22 protein-coding genes are annotated in these 21,006 nt (G+C 62.7%); 2 read left to right on the forward strand and 20 right to left on the reverse strand.

Annotated elements, in window-relative coordinates:
• Nucleotides 1-76: 76 nt before the first annotated feature.
• The 8 genes from Q362_RS0106800 to Q362_RS19540 all read right to left on the reverse strand — a co-directional run bounded on the left by Q362_RS0106800 (nt 77) and on the right by Q362_RS19540 (nt 7,820).
• Nucleotides 77-796 (reverse strand): hypothetical protein, encoded by a 720-nt coding sequence (locus Q362_RS0106800; protein WP_157469937.1) that lies wholly within the window; start codon nt 794-796, stop codon nt 77-79.
• The gene (locus tag Q362_RS0106805) at nt 777-2,603 is read right to left on the reverse strand and encodes a hypothetical protein (RefSeq protein WP_028318074.1); all 1,827 of its coding nucleotides are present in this window, start codon (nt 2,601-2,603) and stop codon (nt 777-779) included. The genes Q362_RS0106800 and Q362_RS0106805 overlap by 20 nt, the downstream gene beginning before the upstream one ends.
• Nucleotides 2,604-2,638: 35 nt before the next feature.
• Nucleotides 2,639-4,009, reverse strand: a complete 1,371-nt coding sequence (locus Q362_RS0106810; protein ID WP_028318075.1) for a prepilin-type N-terminal cleavage/methylation domain-containing protein — start codon at nt 4,007-4,009, stop codon at nt 2,639-2,641.
• Nucleotides 3,993-4,616, reverse strand: coding sequence for a hypothetical protein (locus Q362_RS22120; RefSeq protein WP_051553808.1), 624 nt, complete (start codon nt 4,614-4,616; stop codon nt 3,993-3,995). The genes Q362_RS0106810 and Q362_RS22120 overlap by 17 nt, the downstream gene beginning before the upstream one ends.
• Nucleotides 4,617-4,647: 31 nt before the next feature.
• Nucleotides 4,648-5,499: a type II secretion system protein gene (locus tag Q362_RS0106820; protein ID WP_169737374.1), complete on the reverse strand. Its 852-nt coding sequence runs from the start codon at nt 5,497-5,499 to the stop codon at nt 4,648-4,650.
• Nucleotides 5,500-5,584: 85 nt separating this feature from the next.
• Nucleotides 5,585-5,890, reverse strand: coding sequence for a hypothetical protein (locus Q362_RS0106825; RefSeq protein WP_157469939.1), 306 nt, complete (start codon nt 5,888-5,890; stop codon nt 5,585-5,587).
• 429 nt (nt 5,891-6,319) lie between these two features.
• Nucleotides 6,320-7,390, reverse strand: a complete 1,071-nt coding sequence (locus Q362_RS19535; RefSeq protein ID WP_035215863.1) for a prepilin-type N-terminal cleavage/methylation domain-containing protein — start codon at nt 7,388-7,390, stop codon at nt 6,320-6,322.
• Nucleotides 7,391-7,571: 181 nt separating this feature from the next.
• Nucleotides 7,572-7,820, reverse strand: a complete 249-nt coding sequence (locus tag Q362_RS19540; RefSeq protein ID WP_035215866.1) for a hypothetical protein — start codon at nt 7,818-7,820, stop codon at nt 7,572-7,574.
• A gap of 851 nt (nt 7,821-8,671) precedes the next feature.
• On the opposite strand from Q362_RS19540, the gene Q362_RS0106840 reads away from it, so the two are divergent.
• Both Q362_RS0106840 and Q362_RS24825 read left to right on the forward strand, forming a co-directional pair.
• A complete protein-coding gene (locus Q362_RS0106840; protein WP_028318078.1) occupies nt 8,672-9,427 on the forward strand; it encodes a Crp/Fnr family transcriptional regulator in 756 nt (251 codons plus the stop codon).
• Nucleotides 9,428-9,747: 320 nt separating this feature from the next.
• Complete coding sequence (locus Q362_RS24825) at nt 9,748-9,948, forward strand: toxin-antitoxin system HicB family antitoxin (protein WP_051553809.1); 201 nt, start codon at nt 9,748-9,750, stop codon at nt 9,946-9,948.
• Nucleotides 9,949-10,150: 202 nt separating this feature from the next.
• On the opposite strand, the gene Q362_RS0106850 is transcribed toward Q362_RS24825, so the two are convergent.
• The 12 genes from Q362_RS0106850 to Q362_RS0106905 all read right to left on the reverse strand — a co-directional run bounded on the left by Q362_RS0106850 (nt 10,151) and on the right by Q362_RS0106905 (nt 20,994).
• Nucleotides 10,151-10,429: a hypothetical protein gene (locus Q362_RS0106850; protein WP_028318079.1), complete on the reverse strand. Its 279-nt coding sequence runs from the start codon at nt 10,427-10,429 to the stop codon at nt 10,151-10,153.
• A 319-nt stretch (nt 10,430-10,748) separates the two neighbouring features.
• On the reverse strand, nt 10,749-12,227 hold the full coding sequence (locus tag Q362_RS0106855; protein ID WP_028318080.1) for a di-heme oxidoredictase family protein: 1,479 nt from the start codon (nt 12,225-12,227) through the stop codon (nt 10,749-10,751).
• 46 nt (nt 12,228-12,273) lie between these two features.
• Complete coding sequence (locus tag Q362_RS0106860) at nt 12,274-13,521, reverse strand: imelysin family protein (protein WP_084312391.1); 1,248 nt, start codon at nt 13,519-13,521, stop codon at nt 12,274-12,276.
• A gap of 28 nt (nt 13,522-13,549) precedes the next feature.
• A complete protein-coding gene (locus Q362_RS19550; RefSeq protein WP_084312393.1) occupies nt 13,550-14,629 on the reverse strand; it encodes an imelysin family protein in 1,080 nt (359 codons plus the stop codon).
• A 601-nt stretch (nt 14,630-15,230) separates the two neighbouring features.
• Nucleotides 15,231-15,515 (reverse strand): HU family DNA-binding protein, encoded by a 285-nt coding sequence (locus Q362_RS0106870; RefSeq protein ID WP_281172874.1) that lies wholly within the window; start codon nt 15,513-15,515, stop codon nt 15,231-15,233.
• 23 nt (nt 15,516-15,538) lie between these two features.
• A complete protein-coding gene (locus tag Q362_RS0106875) occupies nt 15,539-15,991 on the reverse strand; it encodes a hypothetical protein (protein ID WP_028318083.1) in 453 nt (150 codons plus the stop codon).
• Nucleotides 15,988-18,102, reverse strand: a complete 2,115-nt coding sequence (locus Q362_RS0106880; RefSeq protein ID WP_169737375.1) for a heavy metal translocating P-type ATPase — start codon at nt 18,100-18,102, stop codon at nt 15,988-15,990. Before Q362_RS0106880 ends, Q362_RS0106875 begins: the two co-directional genes overlap by 4 nt.
• Before the next feature lie 15 nt (nt 18,103-18,117).
• A complete protein-coding gene (locus Q362_RS0106885; protein WP_028318085.1) occupies nt 18,118-18,372 on the reverse strand; it encodes a hypothetical protein in 255 nt (84 codons plus the stop codon).
• The gene (locus tag Q362_RS19555) at nt 18,365-18,727 is read right to left on the reverse strand and encodes a hypothetical protein (RefSeq protein WP_035215871.1); all 363 of its coding nucleotides are present in this window, start codon (nt 18,725-18,727) and stop codon (nt 18,365-18,367) included. Before Q362_RS19555 ends, Q362_RS0106885 begins: the two co-directional genes overlap by 8 nt.
• An 80-nt stretch (nt 18,728-18,807) precedes the next feature.
• Entirely contained in the window at nt 18,808-19,254 is a 447-nt protein-coding gene (locus Q362_RS0106895; protein WP_028318086.1) for a flavodoxin, read from the reverse strand.
• A gap of 51 nt (nt 19,255-19,305) precedes the next feature.
• On the reverse strand, nt 19,306-19,662 hold the full coding sequence (locus tag Q362_RS0106900; RefSeq protein ID WP_157469941.1) for a hypothetical protein: 357 nt from the start codon (nt 19,660-19,662) through the stop codon (nt 19,306-19,308).
• A 63-nt stretch (nt 19,663-19,725) separates the two neighbouring features.
• On the reverse strand, nt 19,726-20,994 hold the full coding sequence (locus Q362_RS0106905; RefSeq protein ID WP_028318088.1) for a DUF2325 domain-containing protein: 1,269 nt from the start codon (nt 20,992-20,994) through the stop codon (nt 19,726-19,728).
• Nucleotides 20,995-21,006: the final 12 nt, after the last annotated feature.

Raw genomic sequence — 21,006 nt, forward strand, 5'->3', positions numbered from 1 at the left:
CGTTCCGCCCGAGGGCGGGCTCCTTTGCCTGTCTCGGCCCGATCCCGCACTGGGCCTGTTTCCTCTCTGACCGCACTCACATCGACAATTCCAGAAAGACATTGAGCGTGCCGTCGTCCGGGCCGGCGGGCGATGCTGCTGCGCTTCCTCCCGTGCCCGAGCCCTTGAGGTGGCTGGCGTACAATCGCACCTGCATGGGTGAGACATAGAACGACAGCTCCTTGAGGCCGCGCAGAAAGGCGATCAGGGGCTGATACTGCCCCACGGCCCGGACCACCAGCAGGGGCCGTCCCAGGGTCGGGTCCAATGCCACCTGCGCGGAGCCTCCCTCATGCTGCTGCTGCCCGCGGCCGAGCAGTTCCGCGCCACCCTTGCCCTCCAGTCCCTTGCGGACCACCGAGGTCAGCGTCACCCCGGTACGCCGGGCCAGGTTCGATATTTCCAGCAGCAGTTGCTGGCGCATGTCGCTGGAGTCGAGCGGCGCGAAGCCGGTATCCAACTCATTGAACGATTCCTTGATCTCGCGCAGTTTCTCTTCCGTCTCCTCAGCCTTGCGGTTGACGATCTTCGGGTCGACCGTGGGCGCCTTGATATCGGTATCCGTCCGGACCTCGATGCGGTTCGCCCGACGGCTGACCATCTTCTTTGCTTCGAAATACTTTTTGAAACTGTGGGGATACAGCAGCATGCCGTACAGGCCGACGATCAGAAACACGATAATGACCTGTACCTTCAGCCGGTCGCCGGGCGACATTTTACGCCATTTATCGAGCATGTTACCTGGAGCCTCTGGCATTGGATTTCCTGGCGGCCTGTACCGACTTCGACTGTGCCGGTTTTGCCGTCCCCTTCTCGGCGGGTGGAGGGGATGTGACACCGGGTTTGTTGTCGGCCGGTGCCGAGGCCTGGGTCAGCCAGATACTGAGCTGGTAGCCATCGAGACCCAGCCGGCCCTTGGCCCGGATCAGCTTGACATCCCTGACCCGGAACTTCCACGGCTGCAACTGCTCGTTGAGGGTGTTGGCGAACTGCTGGCCATCGGTATCGGTCAGGGCCCAGCCGGCAAGATAGAACCCCTTGCGGTCCGCGCTCTCTTCCAGGGAATCGAGCAGCACCAGCTCTCCGATGGATTCGCCCAGGACCTGGAGCAGGCCGGGGATCAATTCCTGCCGGTGGCGGATGACGTTGTCGAGGATGTCGCGCTGTCGTTCCGCCTCCCGGAGTTCCTGTTCCTTGGCCGCAAGGGCGGCCTGGGCCTTTCTCGCTTCCGCCGCCATCTCCTCGGCTTGTTTCTTGAGCTGCATCTTTGTCGCGTATTCCACGTCGAGCCGATCCAGCTCATCCTGGTACCTGGTGCCCTGAATTCGGAAATAGGTGTCCAGCACACCTAAACTCAGCACAATCAGGCCGATTCCCATCCAGGGCCAGAGATCCCTGCGCTTCCACAGCGGCGGCGCGGGCGGCTGGGCTACGATCGGCGCCATGGGCATCCCCTTGCCGCCCAACCCCAGATGATGACGGGCCACTCCGGACAGGGCGGCCAACCGATCTCCATCCAGCGGCTGCGGACTGTCGCCGAGCGGGGGCGTCACCCGCAGTCCCCGGCGGCCGTAGGCCCGATCCAGGGCAGCGGCCAACTCCGGCCACTGGTCGCCGGGCGCGCTCAGGTACAGCCGGTTGCACAGGGCCGGCAGCAAGTCGCCCACGGCCTCGACCACCTCGGCCGCCACGGCGCGGCCGTGGGCGCAGGGTTTCAACCGCATGGCCTCGATGCGGCGGCCCCTGCCCAGAAACAGGCTCCACTGTTCCGGCCCCGCATCCACCAGCAGCCAGTCAGCTTCCGGGGGAATCAGCGGCAGGCAGGCCCCCGTCCGGGGATAGATCCGAGCAAGGAAGACACCGTGTTTTTTGAAAGCCCTGGCCCAGCCGTCACACAGGCCCGAACCGACCCCGGCCACCAGCCAGGAAAAGCTGTCCTCTTCCTCCTCGCCCGCCGCCTGGCCGAACCAGCCGGTGGCCAGTTCCTCGTCGCCGGCGGTAAGCTGTTCCTGCAGCAGCAGGCATTCCTCCAGATGTTCCCTGGCAACCACTTCCCCGTAGAGGGCCGCATTGAGCCGCCGGCCCTCGGCCTGGGCCCGGCTTTCCAGCTCGCGCCGCTGTTCGTGGCTGAGATGGCCCCGGCCCATGAGCAGAGCGCCCAGGGTCCAGAGTTCGTTCTGCTGGACCACGAGTTCCTCCAGTTCCCAGCGGACCATCTCGGCCATCTGGGCGGCGGGACGCGGCTTTTTCGGATTGACCGGCAGGGAGAGCAGCGCGCCGGCGGCGCAGGGAGTGAGCAGGACGGCGGTTCGGGGCAGCCGCTTCCTGGACTGGCTTTTGAGCTGAGCCAGCACCTCGCCGACCGCCACGGCCCTGTCGGGAGCTGACGACAAGGCCGTGGCGCCCAGGGCAAAGGCCGACGAGGTTGTGCACGATGCCACCGCGCCGTGGAGGCCGGTGCCGGTCTCCTCGAACACCAGGACCCGGCCCGGCTTGCTCAGCTTGCCGAGTTTTTTGAACTGTTTGAAATCGATCCCGATCCTGGGGATGTTCAACTTACGCATGAGAGACCCGCGCCGCCCACCGGCGCCAACGTTCATTACGGATTGATCGGCCGTTCAAACGGCACAAGCGTTGTTCCGGGAACATAGGTAAAAATTTTCCAGGGAGGCGAGCCGGCGGGAAAGGGCTTGTTTGTATTGCAGACCAACGGAATTCCCGAGCATTCAAATACGCCCCAGGCCATTCGCCCCTGATAGAGGTAGGTGTCAACATCGTACAGTTTCACGCCTGAAACTTCTTGAACGCCTTCGAAAATAAATTCCGGGACCTTTTCGGATCCATCCCAGGTTACTTCCACAGGGTCGGAGACGAGACGTTCGAGATTGCCATTGTGGACCCGCGTGATGATGAAGCCGAGGGTATGACTGGGACGCCAATGACCATGTGTGCTGTTGTGACAATCTATCTCGCTGTTAATTTGTGGCTTCGGAACGGACCTAGTCCATCCAGCATCATTTTGCGCACATTCGAGTTCCGTCTCGTACGCCGGGTTGGAACAGGTTCCCGATTTCCAGGTCCATGCTGCTGCTGAACACGCACTGCGCTTGTGTTCAGCAGCGGATTCAGAACATTCGCCCCCAGTCCAGCACGATGCCGGTGCGCCAAAATCGACTTTCAGTCCACCGACGGCATCACCTTGGGCAACATCCTTGGCATCAGTGATCTGGACCAAATATTCATTTTCCCGAATCAACGGCGGCGGAGATTCAAGTGGTTCAGTTAAGTTGTCGCGTGCAGGCGACGGTGGATAGTCCTTCTCGTAAAGCGGGGTGTTTTCCGGGATTGCATCCACCAGACCATCCATACCCAGACTCTGCACCTGTAAGTGCACCTGACCAGCCTCATTAACGAACTGATAATTCCAGCCAAAATTACGACCGCCATCATCATTGCCCCAGCCATCAAGGAAACGATGACCGTTGATCATCGTCAGAGCCTCAATGGGAAGATAAGGGCCATTCCACCCGTATCTCAGACCCGTATGTGGAACTTCACCGGGATTATAGCTGTCATCAGCCACATACCCCGGCTGAGTAATCCAGGTGCCGCCCTTGGCGGTACATGTGGCCGATGTCGTTTGTGTAGGCAACCCTTGGCAGTAGTTCTGGCTCACCAGAGCCTGCAGGTTTGGCGGCAACTCTCCCATGTCCGCCACATAGCCGCGCACCTCGGGCTGACCGTTGACGGTGCGCGAGGTGTCGCCGATGATCGCCCGCCGGATGGCGGCCAGCCGGTTGCGGGTATCGTCGAAGCGGATCTGATCGCTGTTGTTGTTGACCACGCCCAGGGCCATCCAGGCCACGGCCGAGAGCACGGTCACCACCAGCAGCAGTTCGAGCAGGGTGAAACCGCCCTGACCGCCGCCTGCCCGGCGAGGTGTCCGGTATGGCTCAGGGAGTCGCGGCAAAGTCCACCACCAGGATGGCCGGCCCCTTGGCGTACGTGTAGACGTGGTACCCCTGGAAGCGGGCGGTCACGTCTTCCTTGAGCCCGGCGTTCAGTTTCTTCACCGCATTTTCCTCGACATAGACCGGAAGGATGCGGCCCTCCCGCGATTCGAGAAACATGCGGTGCTGCACCTTGGGCATGGGCGAAACGCCGGCCACCTCCAGAGCGGTATAGATGTATTCCATCTTCTTTTCTTCGGGCAGACGTTTCATTTTGGCCTCAAACGTCACCGGCGCGGCCATTTTGATGAGTTTTTTGCTGTTATTGACCAACCGCTGTTCCTGTTCGATGAACCGGTCCAGCTCGATCGTCGCGAAGGTTTCATTGCTGACGTCGGCCTGCCTTGGATGCATCGTGGGCAGCGGGCCGATATCGTCGTGCGGTGCCGGCGTCTGCCCGGCTTCGACCGCTTGCCCGGCAGCAGGATTGGCCTGCTGGTCCGCACCCGGTTGTTCCATGGCCGGTTGTTCGGCGGAGGGCGGCTGCTCCTCGGCCCCCACCCACAGGGGCAATGCCATGCAGGCCCAGAAAACCAGCGCCCACACCTTCTCGTGTCGCAATTGCATTGTGTCGACTCACTCGATCTCGTGTTGTGTGTTATTCCACCGGCAGGACGATATCGTCGCCGCCGCCTTGTTCATACCTGCCGTTCGGGCCCATGCTGACCAGACTCCAGCGGCCGTCGACCTGCAGAAACAGATAAGGGCTCCCCCACTGGTTGAGTGCATTGCGGTTGGGCCGCGGCAAACTTGACCAATCGAGCAGGGTATTTCCGACCGTCACTCCGCCGCCGGCGACGGGCCGGCGAAGAAAGGGGTCGGCCAGGCCGTTGACGTCGGGAATGGATACGCCCGCGGTCGGGCTGCCGTCCGCTTCGTTCTGACCGGGGTTAATGTCATCGCCAATGTCGACGCAACCGTCGCGGAACCCACTGAGATAGGGGCCGCGCCAGCCCCGGCCGGTTTCGGCGTTCCACTGCTCCAGGCCCTGGACATGGTTGCTGAGCAACGGCCCGACCAGCAACTGGTAGAAGTTGGCCGGAGAATTGAACCAGCGAGCGCGCTCTGCCGCCGTAGTGCCACTGTGGGCGACGGTTTGCAGGTCGGCATCGGTGACAATATTGAGAGTGCCCACAGCACCAAGCGCAAAGGGACCTTGCCTGGGGAAATAGCCGGTATCCTGCCGGAACTGGCGCAAAGCCTTGACGATTTCCTGCATCTCGGCCCGGACCAGACTCTCCTCGGCACGCTCGTTCGCGCCCCGGAAGGTTCCGGTGGCGATGAAGGCCATGGCCGCCAGGATGGCGAGCACCACCAGCAGCTCGAGCAGGGTGAAGCCCTGCCGGCAGACCGCAGGACAAGGGCGGATGCCCTTACCGCGCCCGCCGTCGCCACGTGACCATGGCGGGCATGCGGCTCTTTTTCCGCCCCGGCCTGCGGAACTGCGCAACTGTTGTGCACCGGTTCCTTGCACGTCATCCTGCCCGGGCAATCTGCCCATCGTTCGGGAGTACAAGCACATCCGCCGTTCAGCGCTACTTCTGCTCAGCCTTGACGCATTCCTTCCTGGCCTCGATCAGCGGTTTCCTGAATTCCGCCGAATACTTGCGCCTGGCCTTGTTAGATGCTTCATTTTCCGGAAGCCCGGCGTTCATCAACTCGGCCATGTAGTTGTACGGCTCGCCATCGACCGTCTTGCCGGCGGTCTCGGCATAGCAGGTCGCCTGGTCGGCGGGCATGCCCGATTTGATCAATCCCGATTTCATGGCCTCGACATCGGGCGACGGACCGCAGCCGGACAAGAGCACGGCGGTCAACAACAGCAGCGAATTTCGTTTCATGGTGCGCATCTTTCTTTCCTCCAAGGACCCTCTCCTTTGGCTGAAACGGTTGATAGGTGATCAGGGGGGGGCCGTTAACGGCCGACACACGACAGCCCCGTGGTGTTCGCCGCCACGGGGCTGCGGTGCCTGTTCCTCGGCGGCGGCGCGTGCTCCGGCCGCCGATGGAGCTCCGCGGCCACACGAGGTGGCCGCCGGCTCCGGGTTGGTTTGTTCGGGCCTCCCCCTGCGGAGGGCAGGGGCAGCCGTGGCGGACGCGGGGGGGGGGAAAGTGCACCCGCCGCAGCCAGGATGCGGCCCTGAGATTGCAAGGTGTGCCGTAAACAGGGGCGAAGCGGCAGGGGCCTGACTCGACGGATCGTGCCGCCCCGCCCGCTGTTCCAGGTATTCCCGGCGGCCCTTGCCGCTGGGAAGGTTCAGGTCAGGCGATTAGATAGTGCTGCGGGTGCCGTCCCACTCGCCCAGTTCCTCTTCCTTGGTGTCGCCGGCGCCGTCGACCACGCCCAAGAAGGTAATCATGTCAACCGCCTCGATGGTACCGGATGAATAGGCACCAGCATCTCCGGAGATGGCAGTGGCCACCTGAAACAAGCCGATGAACCGGTTGTACTGGTCGGGATTGACGTGGCGGTACACCGGCACCGAGGTCATGGCGCCCAGCTTCTGGACATTGAACAGGTCGGAGGCAGGACCGAAGCCCACCGCCATCATGATCGGCGCGGGCACGCCAGCGGTCGCAGTGCGGGCGGTGCCCTGCAGGGCAGCTGCGGCAATGGCAGCGGGAGCAGTGTCAATATCGGGAGCGGTCACCTGGAAGGAACCGTAGTCGCCGGGTCCGAGGATGCGTTCGGCGGTGCCGGTCCACAGGGCCACCGGCACAGTTGCAGTGGAGTCCATGGCAACGCTCTCGCCACAACCATTGCCCTCCGGGCCGTTGAAGATGTTGCCGGCCACCACCGCGTTGCTGCGGCTGTTGATGACATTCTGCAAATTACCATTGGCAACGGCGCAGGAGGTTACATCGTCCGGCAGCTCGTTGGTGGCAGCATCGGCGTTGATGTAGCGCAGGTGAGTCATGCCGATCTCCTCCATGCGATCATACGAATCCGCGGGCAGGATAAAGGCGCCGATATCGCCGGTCGTGGTACCATCGTTTTCGATTCCCAGTATCTCGCCATTCCCGTTCGGCAGCAGGGCAAAGTCGGTGCCAGAATGCGACAGCAGCGAATCCAGGTTGTTGGGCAGGACGTTTTTCTGCAGTACGCGGAAGGTACCCACGCCCTTGTTCAACTCGTCCATCATGGCCACGTGGGCGGCGGCGGCGGCGCGGGCGTCGGTGTCCTGCAGGGCGATGGTGGCGGTACCGGCGATGGCGGCCAGGATGGCCACGACCACCAGCAGCTCGAGCAGGGTGAAGCCGTCGTTGTTGCGTTTCTTGCTCTCCAGCATTTGTTTTCTGGTCTCGAGCAGGGTTTTCATTTTCTGTGCGAAAGCCTTCATTCCTAGTTTCCTCCTAAAGGATGGTGTTGTTCGACTTCGCTCCACCCCGAGGAGCCGACAGCCATGGGTTGCACTGCAGATATGTTGCCTACATTTGGTCGCTGCGGCATCGAACGTCCCTCACGTTTGCGACGCCTTTCGCTTGCCGGCATGGCCGCACGCCATCGCCGTGGTTCACACTTCACGCCGCCGAGGCGTCGCGCCCCACCTCAATCCTGGGGTCGCGCTTCGACGGCGGTTCATGGTCGCTCTTGTTGATGAAATCCACCACGAACCGGTACTGCTTGCCGCAGTGGATGATCACCTCCTTCTGCCCCCGACGGAGAATCCGCATCTCCAGGCGGATATCGCCATAGCCGTCGTGGGCAAACACCTCGTGATACAAAGCCTCGAACTGTTTCAGCACGTCTTGGTTGGTTGCCGTTTCCATTCTCGTTCCACCTGGCCGGCGCGGCTCACCCCGGCCATCGACCATTTTTCCGGAAATCCTTCCGCCCATGGCTGGTCCAGGCTACCATGGGCTCCCCAATCATGATTAGCAACTCCGATTAGTATTAGCCGTGTCTAATTGCGGAGCCACTATACCATGCTCTCAAAAAATTGCTGTGACCTAGATCACAGTTTGCAAAAAAAAATGAAAAAAATGACATTTTCCGATCATCCGCCCGCGCCATGAGCAATTTTTCAATGGAAAAATAACATGTTCCCATGGAACAACCAATTGTTCCCATGCGGACAACCAGCCGTTGCTCCCACTGTTTTCGCCCATGGCTCCATACGGAAAAACCGCACGATCCGCCAAACTCTTCCCGCCCCACCCGCCGATCGGCGGGGGACGGCATCCGATCCGGCGAATGATCGATTAGCGTCACCGATTAGTATTAGCCATAGCTAACAATGGAGCCACTCTACCACATCCGCAGAAAATTGCTGTGACCTAGATCACAGTTTGTGAAAAAAAATGAAAAAAATGACAGCGCGCGGCAATCGCCGGTTCTATAGAATTATTATGTATAAAAACACTCTATTACCATGGAAACCTGCTGCGATTGCCCCCGATGGTTTTCTGTGTTCCTGAGCGGCGCGGAACAACCAAACCATGCAAATCTCCCCTGTTCCTCCCAATGATTGTCGAGGAATAGCAACCGATTCGGTTCGTTTTTAGAATTTGACAATATTTTGCGGTAACCCTAAGATACGGAACCGTAATATCCGGCGTCTCCTGACAGGAACAGTCGCCCCGCATCGCCGTCATTTTTTTAAACAGCTTATCGGATTGCCATGAAAGACCTTGCCCTGCTCAGCGAGCTGCCTGCCGACATCCGGCCGGCCACAACCCATGACCGCCGGGTGGTGCTGCATTCCCCGCTTCTGCAGAATCTGCCTTCTGAAATCCAGAACCTGCTGCTGCGCATCGGCGCGACCCGATCCTTGCGCAGGGGCGAGCATTTGTTTGGGGAAGGCCAGGAACTCGCTGCCTTCTATTATGTGCTGGCCGGCAGGCTGAAGGAGTACTATCCGGCCGGCGCCGACGATCAATGCCTGCGGCGGGTCGTCCTGCCCGGCCAGTACATTTCCCTGCACCTGATGCTGACCGAAGCGCCTGTGCACACCTATTCGACCCAGGCAATCGGGGCGGCCCGGTGCTTCACCTGGCATTTCGACGAATTCCGCGACATCATGCGGCGGGAGCCCCTCGTCGCCCTGCAGGTGAGCAGGGTCCTGGCCGAGCACGTCGAACAGTTCTGCCGGCACGCCTGCCTGTGCCGCAAAAGCCGGGCCCTGGCCAAGGTGGCCGGATACCTGCTCAGCAAATACCGGCATCTGTCCCTGAACCCGGAGGACATGGTAAAGGGTCAGAAAGTGCAAACGGATCTGCGGCCCTTCGATCTTGCCGCCGCCGAGATATGCACGGCGCGGGAAACCTTCTCCAGGGCGCTCTCCTGCCTGCAGGAGCGGAGGCTTATCCGGGTCGAGAACGGCGTGGTGGATATTCTCGATGTCGAGGGGCTGAAAAAAATCAGTATCACCGGGTAGTTGCGCCGTTGGGCGGCGCCGTTCGTCGGCGCCGAGGCAGGTTGATGCAAGGTTGGCGCCGAGCGCAACGAAGCTCAACGTCCCACGGGGAGGTCGATTTGAGAGCCGTCCGTTGGATTGCGCCGGGGGGGAGTTGTCCGTAGGTTGGTGCTGAGCGCAGCGAAGCCCAACATTCAGCCCTCCGTTGGATGCAGCCGCCCGTTGGGCTTCCTTCGTCAGCCCAACCTACCCGGCTGTCATATAAGGGAAAAGGTCATTTCGCCCGGAGGAAGAAATCCCATCGTCATTTTCTGGCGGTTTTCCCCGATCTGCCCGGTTGCATGGCCGACGGCGAGACGGTGGAGGATGCGCTGCGCGCCACCTACGATGTCGCCCGTTTCTGGACCGAGACGGCCAGGGAATTCGACGATCCGATTCCAGAGCCGGACACCGGCGGTATCTCCGGCACGTTTGTCGCCAGGGTGCCCAAGAGCCTGCACGCCCGCCCGGCGGCCCTGGCCCGTCGGGAAGGCTCAGCATGAACACCCTGGTGGTTTCCCTCCTGTCTCAGGCAATGGAGCATGAACACCGCGCGTTTTCGTGGCATTGTCAAAAACCGCTTGACCGCCAAGACGGTATCCGCGGCCCGATCCGCCGGAGAAGCGCAAGGCAGCCCCGGAGGGCGTAGGCCGGGTTGAGCGGTAAATGTTGGGTGTTGGGCTTTATTGATGCAATCAGCAAAGATCAGGCCTTCGAAACCAAGACAAGACGAAATTGCCCGAAGTCTTTGCCAAGAATCATCTTCATGGGAATGACTGAAAACGCCAATCCAAAAAGAGCTCCGAGAGGTGCAGTCACGATTTGGCTTGTCGTAGGCGCGATACCCATGGCACCCATGATGAAGCCGAGAATGAATCCGATGATCCATCCGGTTATCGCGGCAAGGATGACCGCGATGAGGTTGCGCCAAAGATATGCCCACCAGACTCTGATAATTCTGCCCCAGGTAATTTCGACTTCCATGGTTTTTCCTCCCTTTACGGTCAATGACAAGAACTGCGAAATGAAACAGCCTCTTTCCGGGTTCAAACATCCACGGGAATGAACGTGAGAAGCGTACAATCTCCCTCAAAAAGTGCAAAACTGTGATCCGGGTCACAGCGGTTTTTTTAGCCGGGTTGGGCTGACGAAGGCAACCCAACAAACGGCGCAATCCCCCCTCTTGAACGTTGGGCTTCGCTGCGCTCAACTCCAACCTACCCGGCTTTTCCGGTCCCGCGACCTATACGGGCGCACCGATACCGCGCAGCAGGCGCAGCCCGGCCGACGGAGACGCGCCCCCTTAAATCGCCTTGAGGAACTCGATCAACGCGGCCCGATCCTCGGCGGGCAGCTTGCGGAAGGCCTCGCGGGAGTCCAGCCCCTCGCCGAAATGCCACAAAATCGCCTCCTCGAAGTCACGGGCGCGCAGATCGTGGAACATGTCGGTGTGATCGACGGCGTTGTACATCAGGCCGCGCGACCAGAGCGGCGGCGTGCGGAAGAGCTTGCTGACGCCGTGGTTGATCTCGCCCATGTCGTGCATCAGCATGTCGGTGTACGGCCAGATCTTCTGTTTCGAAAAACCGGGCAGTTGCGGGTAGTCGCCGGTGACCCACGACGGTTTGTGGCAGTTGGCGCAGCCGGCGAGATGGAACAGTTCCCTGCCCCGCCTCACTTCCGCCTTGTCGAGACCGCGCGCCGCGGGTACGCCCAGTCCCCGGTGCCAGACGAGAAAGTCCTCGAATTCCTCCGTACTCATCTCCACGGGCTGATGCGCGGCCAACGGGGCGATGTCCAGGCCGAGTTCGGCCTGCTTGTCGATCCATTGCTGGCTGGCGAACAGCTTGGGCCGGTCGGCGCGGTTGACGTTGGTGACGTTCCAGACACCGTTGCTGCCGGGGCCGTCGTCGATGGTGGCGCGGGTGCAGTGCCAGGTGAATTTGCCCAGGCGCTTCGTGCCGTCCGGTCCCTCCACCCACTTGCCGGGCTGGCCCTTGACCGGGCCGGGCTGGTCCCGCTGCCGCTCGAACTCGGCGATGATGTCCTCGTCGCGGAGGGCGTCGAGCAGGCCGGTGCCGAAGATGCCGATGGTCGCCTCCAGGCTGACCTTGTAGTCGGGCGGCAGGGGCAGCAGCGGCTCGACGATGTCGGCGGTGGGGTAGATCAGCGTGCCCTCGGTGGCCTTGCCCTTGTTGTAGGGCGTGCCGTCGGGATAGGTGTTGCCGTGCTCGTCGACGAAGGGATGCCAGGTGATGTCCACGCCCTTGGCCGTCGGCACGTACGGCGGCACGGCCATGGTCTGGAGCATGAAGACATAGCCGTCCACCAACTTGCCGTCGGGGGTGTGCACGAACACGGTGTAGCCGTTGCCGAACTGGGTCTTGAAGTTCTCCACCCGTCGGGCCCGGCCATAGTTGGGATGGCAGTTGCGGCACGAATTGTTGAGATAGACGGGCCCCAGGCCGCCGTACTGCGACTCCGGGTCGGTGACGTACAGGGCCTCGAACACGGCCTCGCCCCGATCGAATTTTTCCTGTAACTCCGGATTGGCGCTGATCGCCGGCGCCGGCAGCTCCAAGGACCGGGAGGTGGTGCTGAAGACCGTGCCCCCCCGGCCGCCGGTGTAATATTCCTCGGCCAGTCCCTTCGGCACCGCGCCGATCTGGGCGTGGGCGTGCAGGTCCGCCTGCCAGCCGCCGGTCAGGCATTCGGCGGTCGCCAGCAGCGACAGCATCGCCCCGACCACGGTTCGTCGTTGCCATGTATGGAAAGGTTTCATAGATTCTGTTCTCCTCTGTTCTTCCGGTTTGTCCGCAGGCAGCGCCTCATCTGCCGTAGGCGGCCCAAGGCTTGGATGCCGGGTCCAGGCACACCACGGGAATGGCGCTGGCAAAGTTGTCCGCCAGCTTGGTGCAGGCCGCCATGGCCCGCCGCACCTTCAACTCTTTGTCCTCCCGGTGTTCCCCATAGGGATCGCCAACGGCGGCGACGCTGTGCTGCGCCCTGGCCAGGGAAATGCGGATGCGCCGGTCGAGCACGCTGTTCTTGTTCGCCACCAGGTCGGCCTGAGCATGGCGGCGGACGCCTTCGATCCCGCCGAGATAGGCTGTTTCGACTCCCTTGAGCCTGTTGACGATGTCGGCCGAGACGTTGCGACTGTAGCGGGACTCGCTGTCCTTCGGGTCGTCGGACGCGAGCATCTCCTCGATCATGGCGCAGGCATCCTCCACCACCGAGTGGCTTTCCTGGAACATTTCCTGGAGCGGTATGGAGGGCGAAACATACCGACTGCCCGGCTGGCCCGGATGCTTGAACTCCTCGGCATAGGACGTCCTGGGCCGCAGACCGGCTTCCGTGAGCGCGGCCACGGCCGGCGCGGGCAGACGGTCGGTGCCCACCCAGGCGGCCTGGAAATCCAGGCTCTCCTCGGCCATGGCCCGGGTGACCGCCGTCAGGTACTGCAACTCGAAGGGGCCGAGGTCGCCGGCCTTGCGCGGCTGGCCGTCGCGGAACAGCAGATATTCGGCGGCAAAGAATCCGCGCAGGGTGGAATACTGTTGCTCACGCAGATACCTGGAGGTGAGTTGCAGCCGGCCGGCGGCCATCTCGGCGATGGTATGGTCGATCATCGGCCTGTCCAGCGGCCAGGAGGCTATCTGCTTGTCGAAATCGTAAAAGGCGTTCGGACCGTAGGCAAAGGTGTAGATCGCCTGCCACTGGGCGCGGGCGGCACGCCAGGCATCGGTGGCCGCGCGCATGGCGGCCTCGGAGGGTTCGGCCTGCAGGCGGACGGTGGCGTCGCGCAGGGCCGCGATCTTGTCGGCGACGTCGGCCAGCGTCCGCACGACCACATTGTCGGTGTAATCGACGATGACCTTGTCGATCTTTCGGGCTGTCAGGTAGTCCTGGACGGTCGTCCGCACGGCCTCATCGCGGTACAGCAGCAGGCCGGCGCAGACGATCCCGGCAAGGACGAGCAGCACGGCGATGCGGACCAGGGATTGTGCGGTCGGCAGGCGCCGCTTGGATTTGTGTGGTTTCGCTGACGTGTGTGGTTTCGCAGGTGTCTTCATTGCTTTTTTTCCTTCTCATCCTCGCTGGTTACAGTTCTCCGGGCATGCGCACATCGACCTCCAGTGTCAGCGAGGCCTCCACGATCTGTTTCTGGAGCGTTTCGATGTCGTCGTACAGCGGCTTGAGGACAGTGGTCTTGCTCGTCAGGGCCTCGTACAGCGTCCGGCCGCCGCCGAGGTCGTCGAGGCGTTTGTCGATGCGGTCGAGCTGATGCGCGATCGCCCCGGCCAACTGGGGATTTTTCTGCGACACCAGCCCGTCCCTGACGGCGACCAGGCCGGTTATGCCCGTCCTGCCGTCCCCCACCAGGGCCAGGCGGAGACCGGCGATGGTCGCCCGGATGGCGTCCCTGGTCAAAGCGCTGCGCCAGGCTTCCAGCGCCTCGGGCTTGGCCGCGATTTCGTCAGAACCGCTCGGAATGGTGATCCGGTCCCGGAGCAGACGCTCGGTGACATTGAGCATGCGGGCGAAGACCGGGGCAAAGGCGTCTTCCGGCATCAGAAACGGTTCGCCGTCGCCGGCGGCAACGAACCGGCGGCTGTCTTCCTCCTGCCATTGCCGGTACAGGCGCGCGTTGCGCCCGGCGATTTCGTCGGCGATGTCCTGCAGGTGCGGGCAGCGTTCCGCAGCCGTCGCCGCAGTGGCGTCGGCTGGGACGAACAGCAGGTATTCGGCCCCGGAAAATCCGCGAATGTCCTTGCTCTCCCGCAAATGTGCAAAATCCTTGGTGGCCGCGACCTGATCGAGGACGATGGCGTTGACCGGCCATTCGTCGATCGACCGGTCCTGCTTTCCTCCCTTGCCGATGCCGAACTGAAACGGTTCGGCCCGCCGCCACGCCAGGAACGCCTCTTGCCACGCCGCGCGGGCGCGCTCCAGATGCGCCGCGTCCTTTTGCGCGCACAACTGCCGGACCGCCTCGGCCAGCCCCCGCGATGCGGTCGCGGCCTGTTTGAGACTGGGCGCGACGCCCTTGTCGGCCAGCGCCACCAGCACCTCCGATTCCGAGGGCTGGGCAACGCAGATGCCGGACAGCCCCATAATGCCGATCAGCGCCAGGGCGGGGAGCCATCCACCCGCAGCGGCCGATACACCTCTTTTTTTCATCGTGTTGCCTCCGAATGCAAAAAAACGCCTCTGCGGCCCGTTCCCGGCGCCCCCTTTCCTTGGTTGCCATTCGACCCGGTGACCATGGACACAACCAGTATGGGGCACGGGGCCCGAACGTTTTCCGGCTGTGGCCGACGTTCCCTTCAGCGGGAGCCGCGGCCGTTGGATCAGGATTCCCTGATGAGTTTCGCCATCCCGAATCGTGCCACTATACCCGATTCACCATTTATTTCTGTGACGTAGATCACAGTCGGGTCAGATTTTTCAGATTTTTGATTTTTTTTTGATGGCTCAGGCATGTCCGCCCGTTCGATGCGGCGACGCCGCACCGGCGGCCTTCGAAATCGTCCTGACAAAAACGTGAAACAGACGGAGGCGTGCGCCTGTCGGCACCCTGCTCCCAGGGCAGCGTGTCAGGTCGTCACGGGGAAAGCGGGGGAAAGAAAGTGGAATGCCGGGTCGTGGCGGGTCGAAAAAAAACAGGTGATGAGCTGGTGCCCATCACCTGGTGAGGATGCCTCGGAGCGTATCCCGTCGGATTCGGGATCGCCTCAAGCGAGCAATGGAGGGGGGAACGGACAATGGTCGCGTCTGTTCCTCACTGCACCGCCTTGGTCAATTTCACCCCCGCCTTGAACCTGATCGCCTTGTGCGCGGGAATGCGGATCATCTCGCCGGTATGCAGATTGCGGGTTTCCCTGGCCGCCCGCTCGGGGGTCGAAAAGGTGCCGAATCCCTTCAGTTTCACGACGCCATCGCTGGCGAGGGCGGCGGTGATCGTGTCGAGCAGGCAATCCAGGACATTGTGCAGGGCATGCTTGCTCAGACCGCATTCCTGGGCCACCTTGTCAATGAGTTCTCCTTTGTTCATCTCTTTCTCCATGATGCAATTGTTTACAGGGATCGTTATTTCAACAGCCGCTTTCGGTACACCCACAGGTGGCGGGAGAGGAAAACGAGAAAAATCCCGCCGGTGAGGCCGTGGCCGCCTTCGCGGCGCAGGGCGGCCAACCCCAGGGAAACGAGCAACGACCCGGTCATCCCCCGTTTGACCACCGACATCGACGGCCAGCGGAAAACACGGGCGGATGCGCTGCCCGCCGCCGGCGCAGACCGGACCGCCGCAGGGCGATCCGGTGCGGTACAGCCGCAGGACGGCCCCTGGAGCAGGGACAGGACCGCGTCCGTCAGCCCGTGTTCCGTGAACTCCACCAGGGTGCTGCCGGAGCTGGGCATGTGGGTCAGCCTGGCCGAGGGGGCGACCGCACGGACGCAGAGGCCGAGCGCATCCAGTTCGTTGCGGGACGGGGGCGCGGCATGGCGCAGGCGGATACGGCCGGGAAGCGCATGGACGATCATCGTTCACCTCCGACGGGATTGGCCGCGAGAGCGGGAAGGGTATAGGGCCTGAGCGCATTGACGGCGACCGCCACGGTCGTCGAATTATGCAGGAAGGCCCCCAGGGCCGGGGAGGTCACACCGAACAACCCCCCGAGCAGGAGCAGGGTATTGGCGCCGACGATGCAGGCGAAATTGCTCTGCACCCGCGACAGGGTCGCGGTGGCCAGCGAACGGAGCAGAGGCAGCGTCATCAGTTCGTTGTGGGTCAGGACGATGTCGGCGGCATCGCGGGCCATGTCGGCCCCCCGGCGCATGCAGCAGCCCACCGATGCCTCGGCGAGGGCGGCGGCGTCGTTGAGCCCGTCGCCGACCATGGCCACCACATGGCCCTCGCGCTTCAATTCGCCGATGAAGCGGAATTTGTCGTCGGGCAGGGCCTGGGCCACCCACTCGGTGATGCCGAGTTCCCGCGCCATGCGCTCCGCCATGCCGTCCAGATCGCCGGTGAGCATGATGACGCGCCGGACCCCCATGCCGCGCAGGGCGGCAATGACCTGCGCCGCCTCGGGCCGGGGCGGGTCGTCCAGGGCGAAGCCGGCCAACAACTCGCCGCCCATGGTGAGGTACAGGATGGTGTGCCCCTGGTCGTTCCAGCGGACGACGTGCCCTTCGAGGGGCGAGATGTCCACGCCTTCGTCCTCCTCGACGAAATGGCGGCTGCCCAGCAGGACGCGGCTGCCCTCCAGGCAACTGGCGACGCCGTGGGCGGTGACGTATTCGACCGTGGCATGGCGCTCGGCATGTTCCAGCCCCTCGCTGGCCGCCTGGCGGACCACGGCCTTGGCCACGGGATGGGGAAAATGCTCCTCCAGGCAGGCGGCGAGGCGGAGCGCCTCGTCGCGGCTCCAGCCGTTGCAGGGCACGATCTCCCTGACGGTCGGCGCGGCCATGGTCAGGGTACCGGTCTTGTCGAAGACAAAGACATCCGCCTTGGCCAGGTCCTCGAGATGCCGGCCACCGCGGACAGCGGCCCCCAGGGATGCCGCCTGTCGCATGGCGGCGAGGATGGCCAGGGGCGTGGCCAGCTTGATGGCGCAGGAATAGTCGACCAGCAACACGGAGGCCGCCCGGCGGGGATCGCCGGTGACCAGGAAGACCAACGCGGCCAGCAGCAGGGAAAAGGGCGCCAGCCGGCTGGCCAGTTGTTCCGCCTGCCCCTGGATGGACGCCTTGCGTTGCTCGGCGTCGTGCAGCAGCAGCATGGTGCGGCGCCAGACCGTCTTGTCGCCGTCCTCGGTCGCCTGGATGAGCAATTCCCCCTCCTCCAGCAGCGACCCGGCGAACACGGCCGTGCCGGCCCGCTTTTCCTGGAGCTTGGCCTCGCCGCTCATCAGGCTCTGGTCCACCAGCCCCTCGCCGCTCATGACCACGCCGTCGGCCGGAATGAAGCTGCCCTGGCGGACCACCACCATATCGCCGGCGCGCAGGGCCGAGGCGTCCACCTGCCGCTCCGTGTCGCCCTGGCGGAGGCTGGCCCTGATCGAATGCCTGGCGAGGGAATCGGCCAGGCTGGCCTCGGAACGCTTTCTGGTCCAGCTTTCGAGGAATTCGCCCAGGCCGAGCAGCACGGTGATAGTGGTCAGGGTACGAAAATCGCGGCGGACAATGCACAGGGCGATGGCCGCCGCGTCGAGCACGTCGATGTCGAGCAGGCCGCGCGCCAGGCTGACCAGCCCCCTGCGCAGGCGGGGCCAGGCGGTCTTGAACGCCACGATCTGGCGCAGGCCCATCGGCAGCAGCGGCCTCAGGGCCAGCGGAAACATCAGGCCGAGGAGGCTTGGGCCTCCCCGGTCCTGCACCGGCGCGGACAGGGCGGTTGCGTCCGGCGCCGGTTCCCGGGTCAGGGCATCGTACAGGACAAGAAGCAGGTCGCTGCGGCCGATGACGGCAGGATCGTACAGCACCAACAGGCTCCTACCCACAGGAGAGTGATGGATGGCGAGCACGCCGGCATGGGTTTGCAGGGAAACGCCCCGAGACAGGAGGGTCGCCTCCCGGGTCGAGCCGCCACGCAGCCGCAGGCGACCAGGCAGATCGTGCACGATGGCCAAGGACACGGGCTTCATCATCACGGTCATCGGGGATTATTCCCCCTTCGGCGCCTGGGCCTCGCCCTTCTCGGCCCGGGCGTGTTCGACTTCCGCCATGAAATCGCTGAGATCCTCCTTGGTGCGCTGAAAGGCGCCTGCCGCCTTGTCGCGCAGATCGAGGGCGTTGGCGGTCAGGTCGGCCAGGGCGGGCCGCAGGCCTTCCTTGTTCTTGGACAGCGCCAGGACCGCCAGAGAGCCGAGCGCGACGCCACCAAGGAAAATCAAAAGGTTCTGGGTTGATTCATTCATGGGCGTTCTCCTTTGTGTTGAGGTTTCTGGAATAGAGGCGATCCAGCAGATCGCCGGCCTCCTCCGTACTGGTGGTGCGGAAAAACGCATCCACCAGATGGGCAGGATAGAGTTGGTGGTCGTATTCAAGCACCACGGAACCGGCCAGGGCGTTGAGCCGGAGCGAGCGGATGCCCGGCAGCAACGCCCGGACCGCTGCCAGTCCTCCGGAACCGTTGACGGGCAGCGAGGTGGCATCCGCTCCGTCTGGTCGGAATTCCACGCGGATGCGTCCGGACAGGTGGTGAACGATGCGAACCTGCCGGCGCACGGCGAGGAGAGCGGTGCGGTATGCTTGATAGGTCTGGCGATCCATTGTACCCCTCACGTCCCGAGCATTCCGGGTGACTGGTCAAGACAATCCATTGCCACGGAAACGGCCGGCGCTGCCGGCCATCATGCGTGGGACGCCACTTCCTTGGCCCAGTCGACGATATCGCTCTTGGCATCGCCCGGATCGCCATCGATCCGCAGCGGATCGTTGACCACGGCGGCACCCAGCTCCTCCATCTTCTCCTCGAGCATGTTGACGGCCCCGCAAAAATGCGTGTAGCTCGAGTCGCCGCATCCGAACAGGGCAACCTTCCTGCCTTTCAGGTTCGCCTGATCCAGGGTGTCGTAAAACGGGGCGAAATCCTCCTGAAACTCGATGTCGGCATCGCCCCAGGTCGAGGAACCCAACAGGGTCAGATCGAAATCGCCCCCCAGGTCCGCCACCTGCGTGCGCGTGACATCCTGAATGGTGACCTCCACTCCCTGCTGGCTCAGCACCTCGCCGATCTGCTTGGCTGTCGCTTCCGTGTTGCCTGTGGTGGAACCATACACAATCAATGCCTTGGACATACTTTCCTCCTGATGGTGGATTATGAATGAAACATGGGGAACGCCCCTATGTCAATGCTCGCTGTTGCAGCCGCAGTCTTTGCACCGGCCGCAGCATCCCTTCTTTTTCTTTTCGTAGACGATCACCCTGATGTTGTCCGGGCTCATGTCGAGGCCCTTCGTCCCGGTCATGTACAGCCGCTCGCACGGCAGGCCCAGGTGTTTGATGTGGTCGGCCAGCACGGATTTCGACGTCGGCTCCACGGAGGTGACGTTGGCCGTGTGGATGAAGATGTTGCCTCTGCCCTCGTAGAACATGGCGATGGTGCTGGACAATTCCACCGCGGTCTCGGACGAGAACGGTCCGTTGAGGTTGATGTGCAGATTGCCGTTACGGTAGGCGGCGTCGACGGGTTGTTTGTATTTCATGGCTTTCTCCTCGACAAAGAACATTTTATTTTTTGCTGTTTTTCCGTTGTTTCTTCAAAATGATCATTGCACGATCTCGCTGAGTCCCTTGGCCAGCGAGGACAGGCCCGCGCTGCGCATGAGGACGAACGGTTTCTGGTACCGCTTGCACATTTTCTTGACGCAGTTGCAGGCATCGTGACTGACGCAATCGATGGGGCAGAGCACGGCATCGGCGGTGGTCAGCATCTTCGGCAGCAGGGTGCGCGAGGCTTCCTTGCCGCCGTCGTGATGGAGAAACCGCCCGCCGAACTGCTCGACCAACTGCCGGTAATGGGGAATCATGTTGTTCAGGCCGCCCACGTAGAGTACGGTCTTGCCGCACAGGCTCAGTCCGGGGCAGTTGGCCGTGTGCTGGTCTGCGCACTGGCAGCAGGGTGCCTCCTGAACGATGTGGCGCATGAGCAGGCTCTCCAGCGTGGCGATCTCCCGCGTCTGTTCGGCCTCGTGATGTTCGAGTCGCCGGCGCAGCCGCTCCATGTCCTCCAGTTGCCGCACAGTGGTGGCCATCTGTTCCTTCATCGCGGCGAGTTCGCCGGTCAGTTCGTCGATTCTGCCGCACAGGCCGTTGTTCGTCTGCCGCAGGTCGTCGATCTCCTGCTGCTGCGCCGCATACCCCTTGCCATCCCGCATCTCCTGGAGTTCCCGTTGCAGTCTGGCGGTCTCTCCGCGGAGTGCTCCGTTTTCCTGCTCCATGGCCTTCTGTTGGACGATGGTCTGCTGCAGGGCGGCTATTTCCTCCTGCTGCTGCCGTTTTTCCTGGCGGTAATGCTGGCGTTCCGAGCCGAGCACCTCCTCCAGCATGGTGATCTTGGCGCGCAACCGGTCGCCCTGCTGCCTGTCCTTGTGGTGATTGTTCAGGGCGTCATGGCCGAGCATGTGCAGGGAGCCGTACAGCCGGCCCACCAGGTAGATCGAGGCCGACGGATGGATGAGCACCGACCACCAGGCGCTGTCCAGCAGCCCCTCGGCCATGTCCTTGTCCCACAGCGCCCTGATCTCCTGATCGGTACCGGCGCGCAGATATTTCCTGGCGCGGCCCTGGTATTTTTTGGCCAGATATTTGTGCAGCGCCTTGCCCTGGGCATCGGCGCGGTCGGAGATGCGGATGAATTCGGCGTGCAACTGGTAGTCGTCGTAACCGGATTCAATGGCAAAGATCCGTTCCTTGGCCAGGGTCCGCAGTTCCGTGCGGGTCAGGCAGGCACCGATCAGCGAGCACTTGTAGCACGGCTCGATCTCCCAGATTTTTTTGGCTTGCAGTACTCTGCGCGGCAATGCGAGTCGTTCCATTTTAGGACTCCT

The organism is Desulfobulbus elongatus DSM 2908 (assembly GCF_000621145.1).
Lineage (GTDB): Bacteria > Desulfobacterota > Desulfobulbia > Desulfobulbales > Desulfobulbaceae > Desulfobulbus > Desulfobulbus elongatus.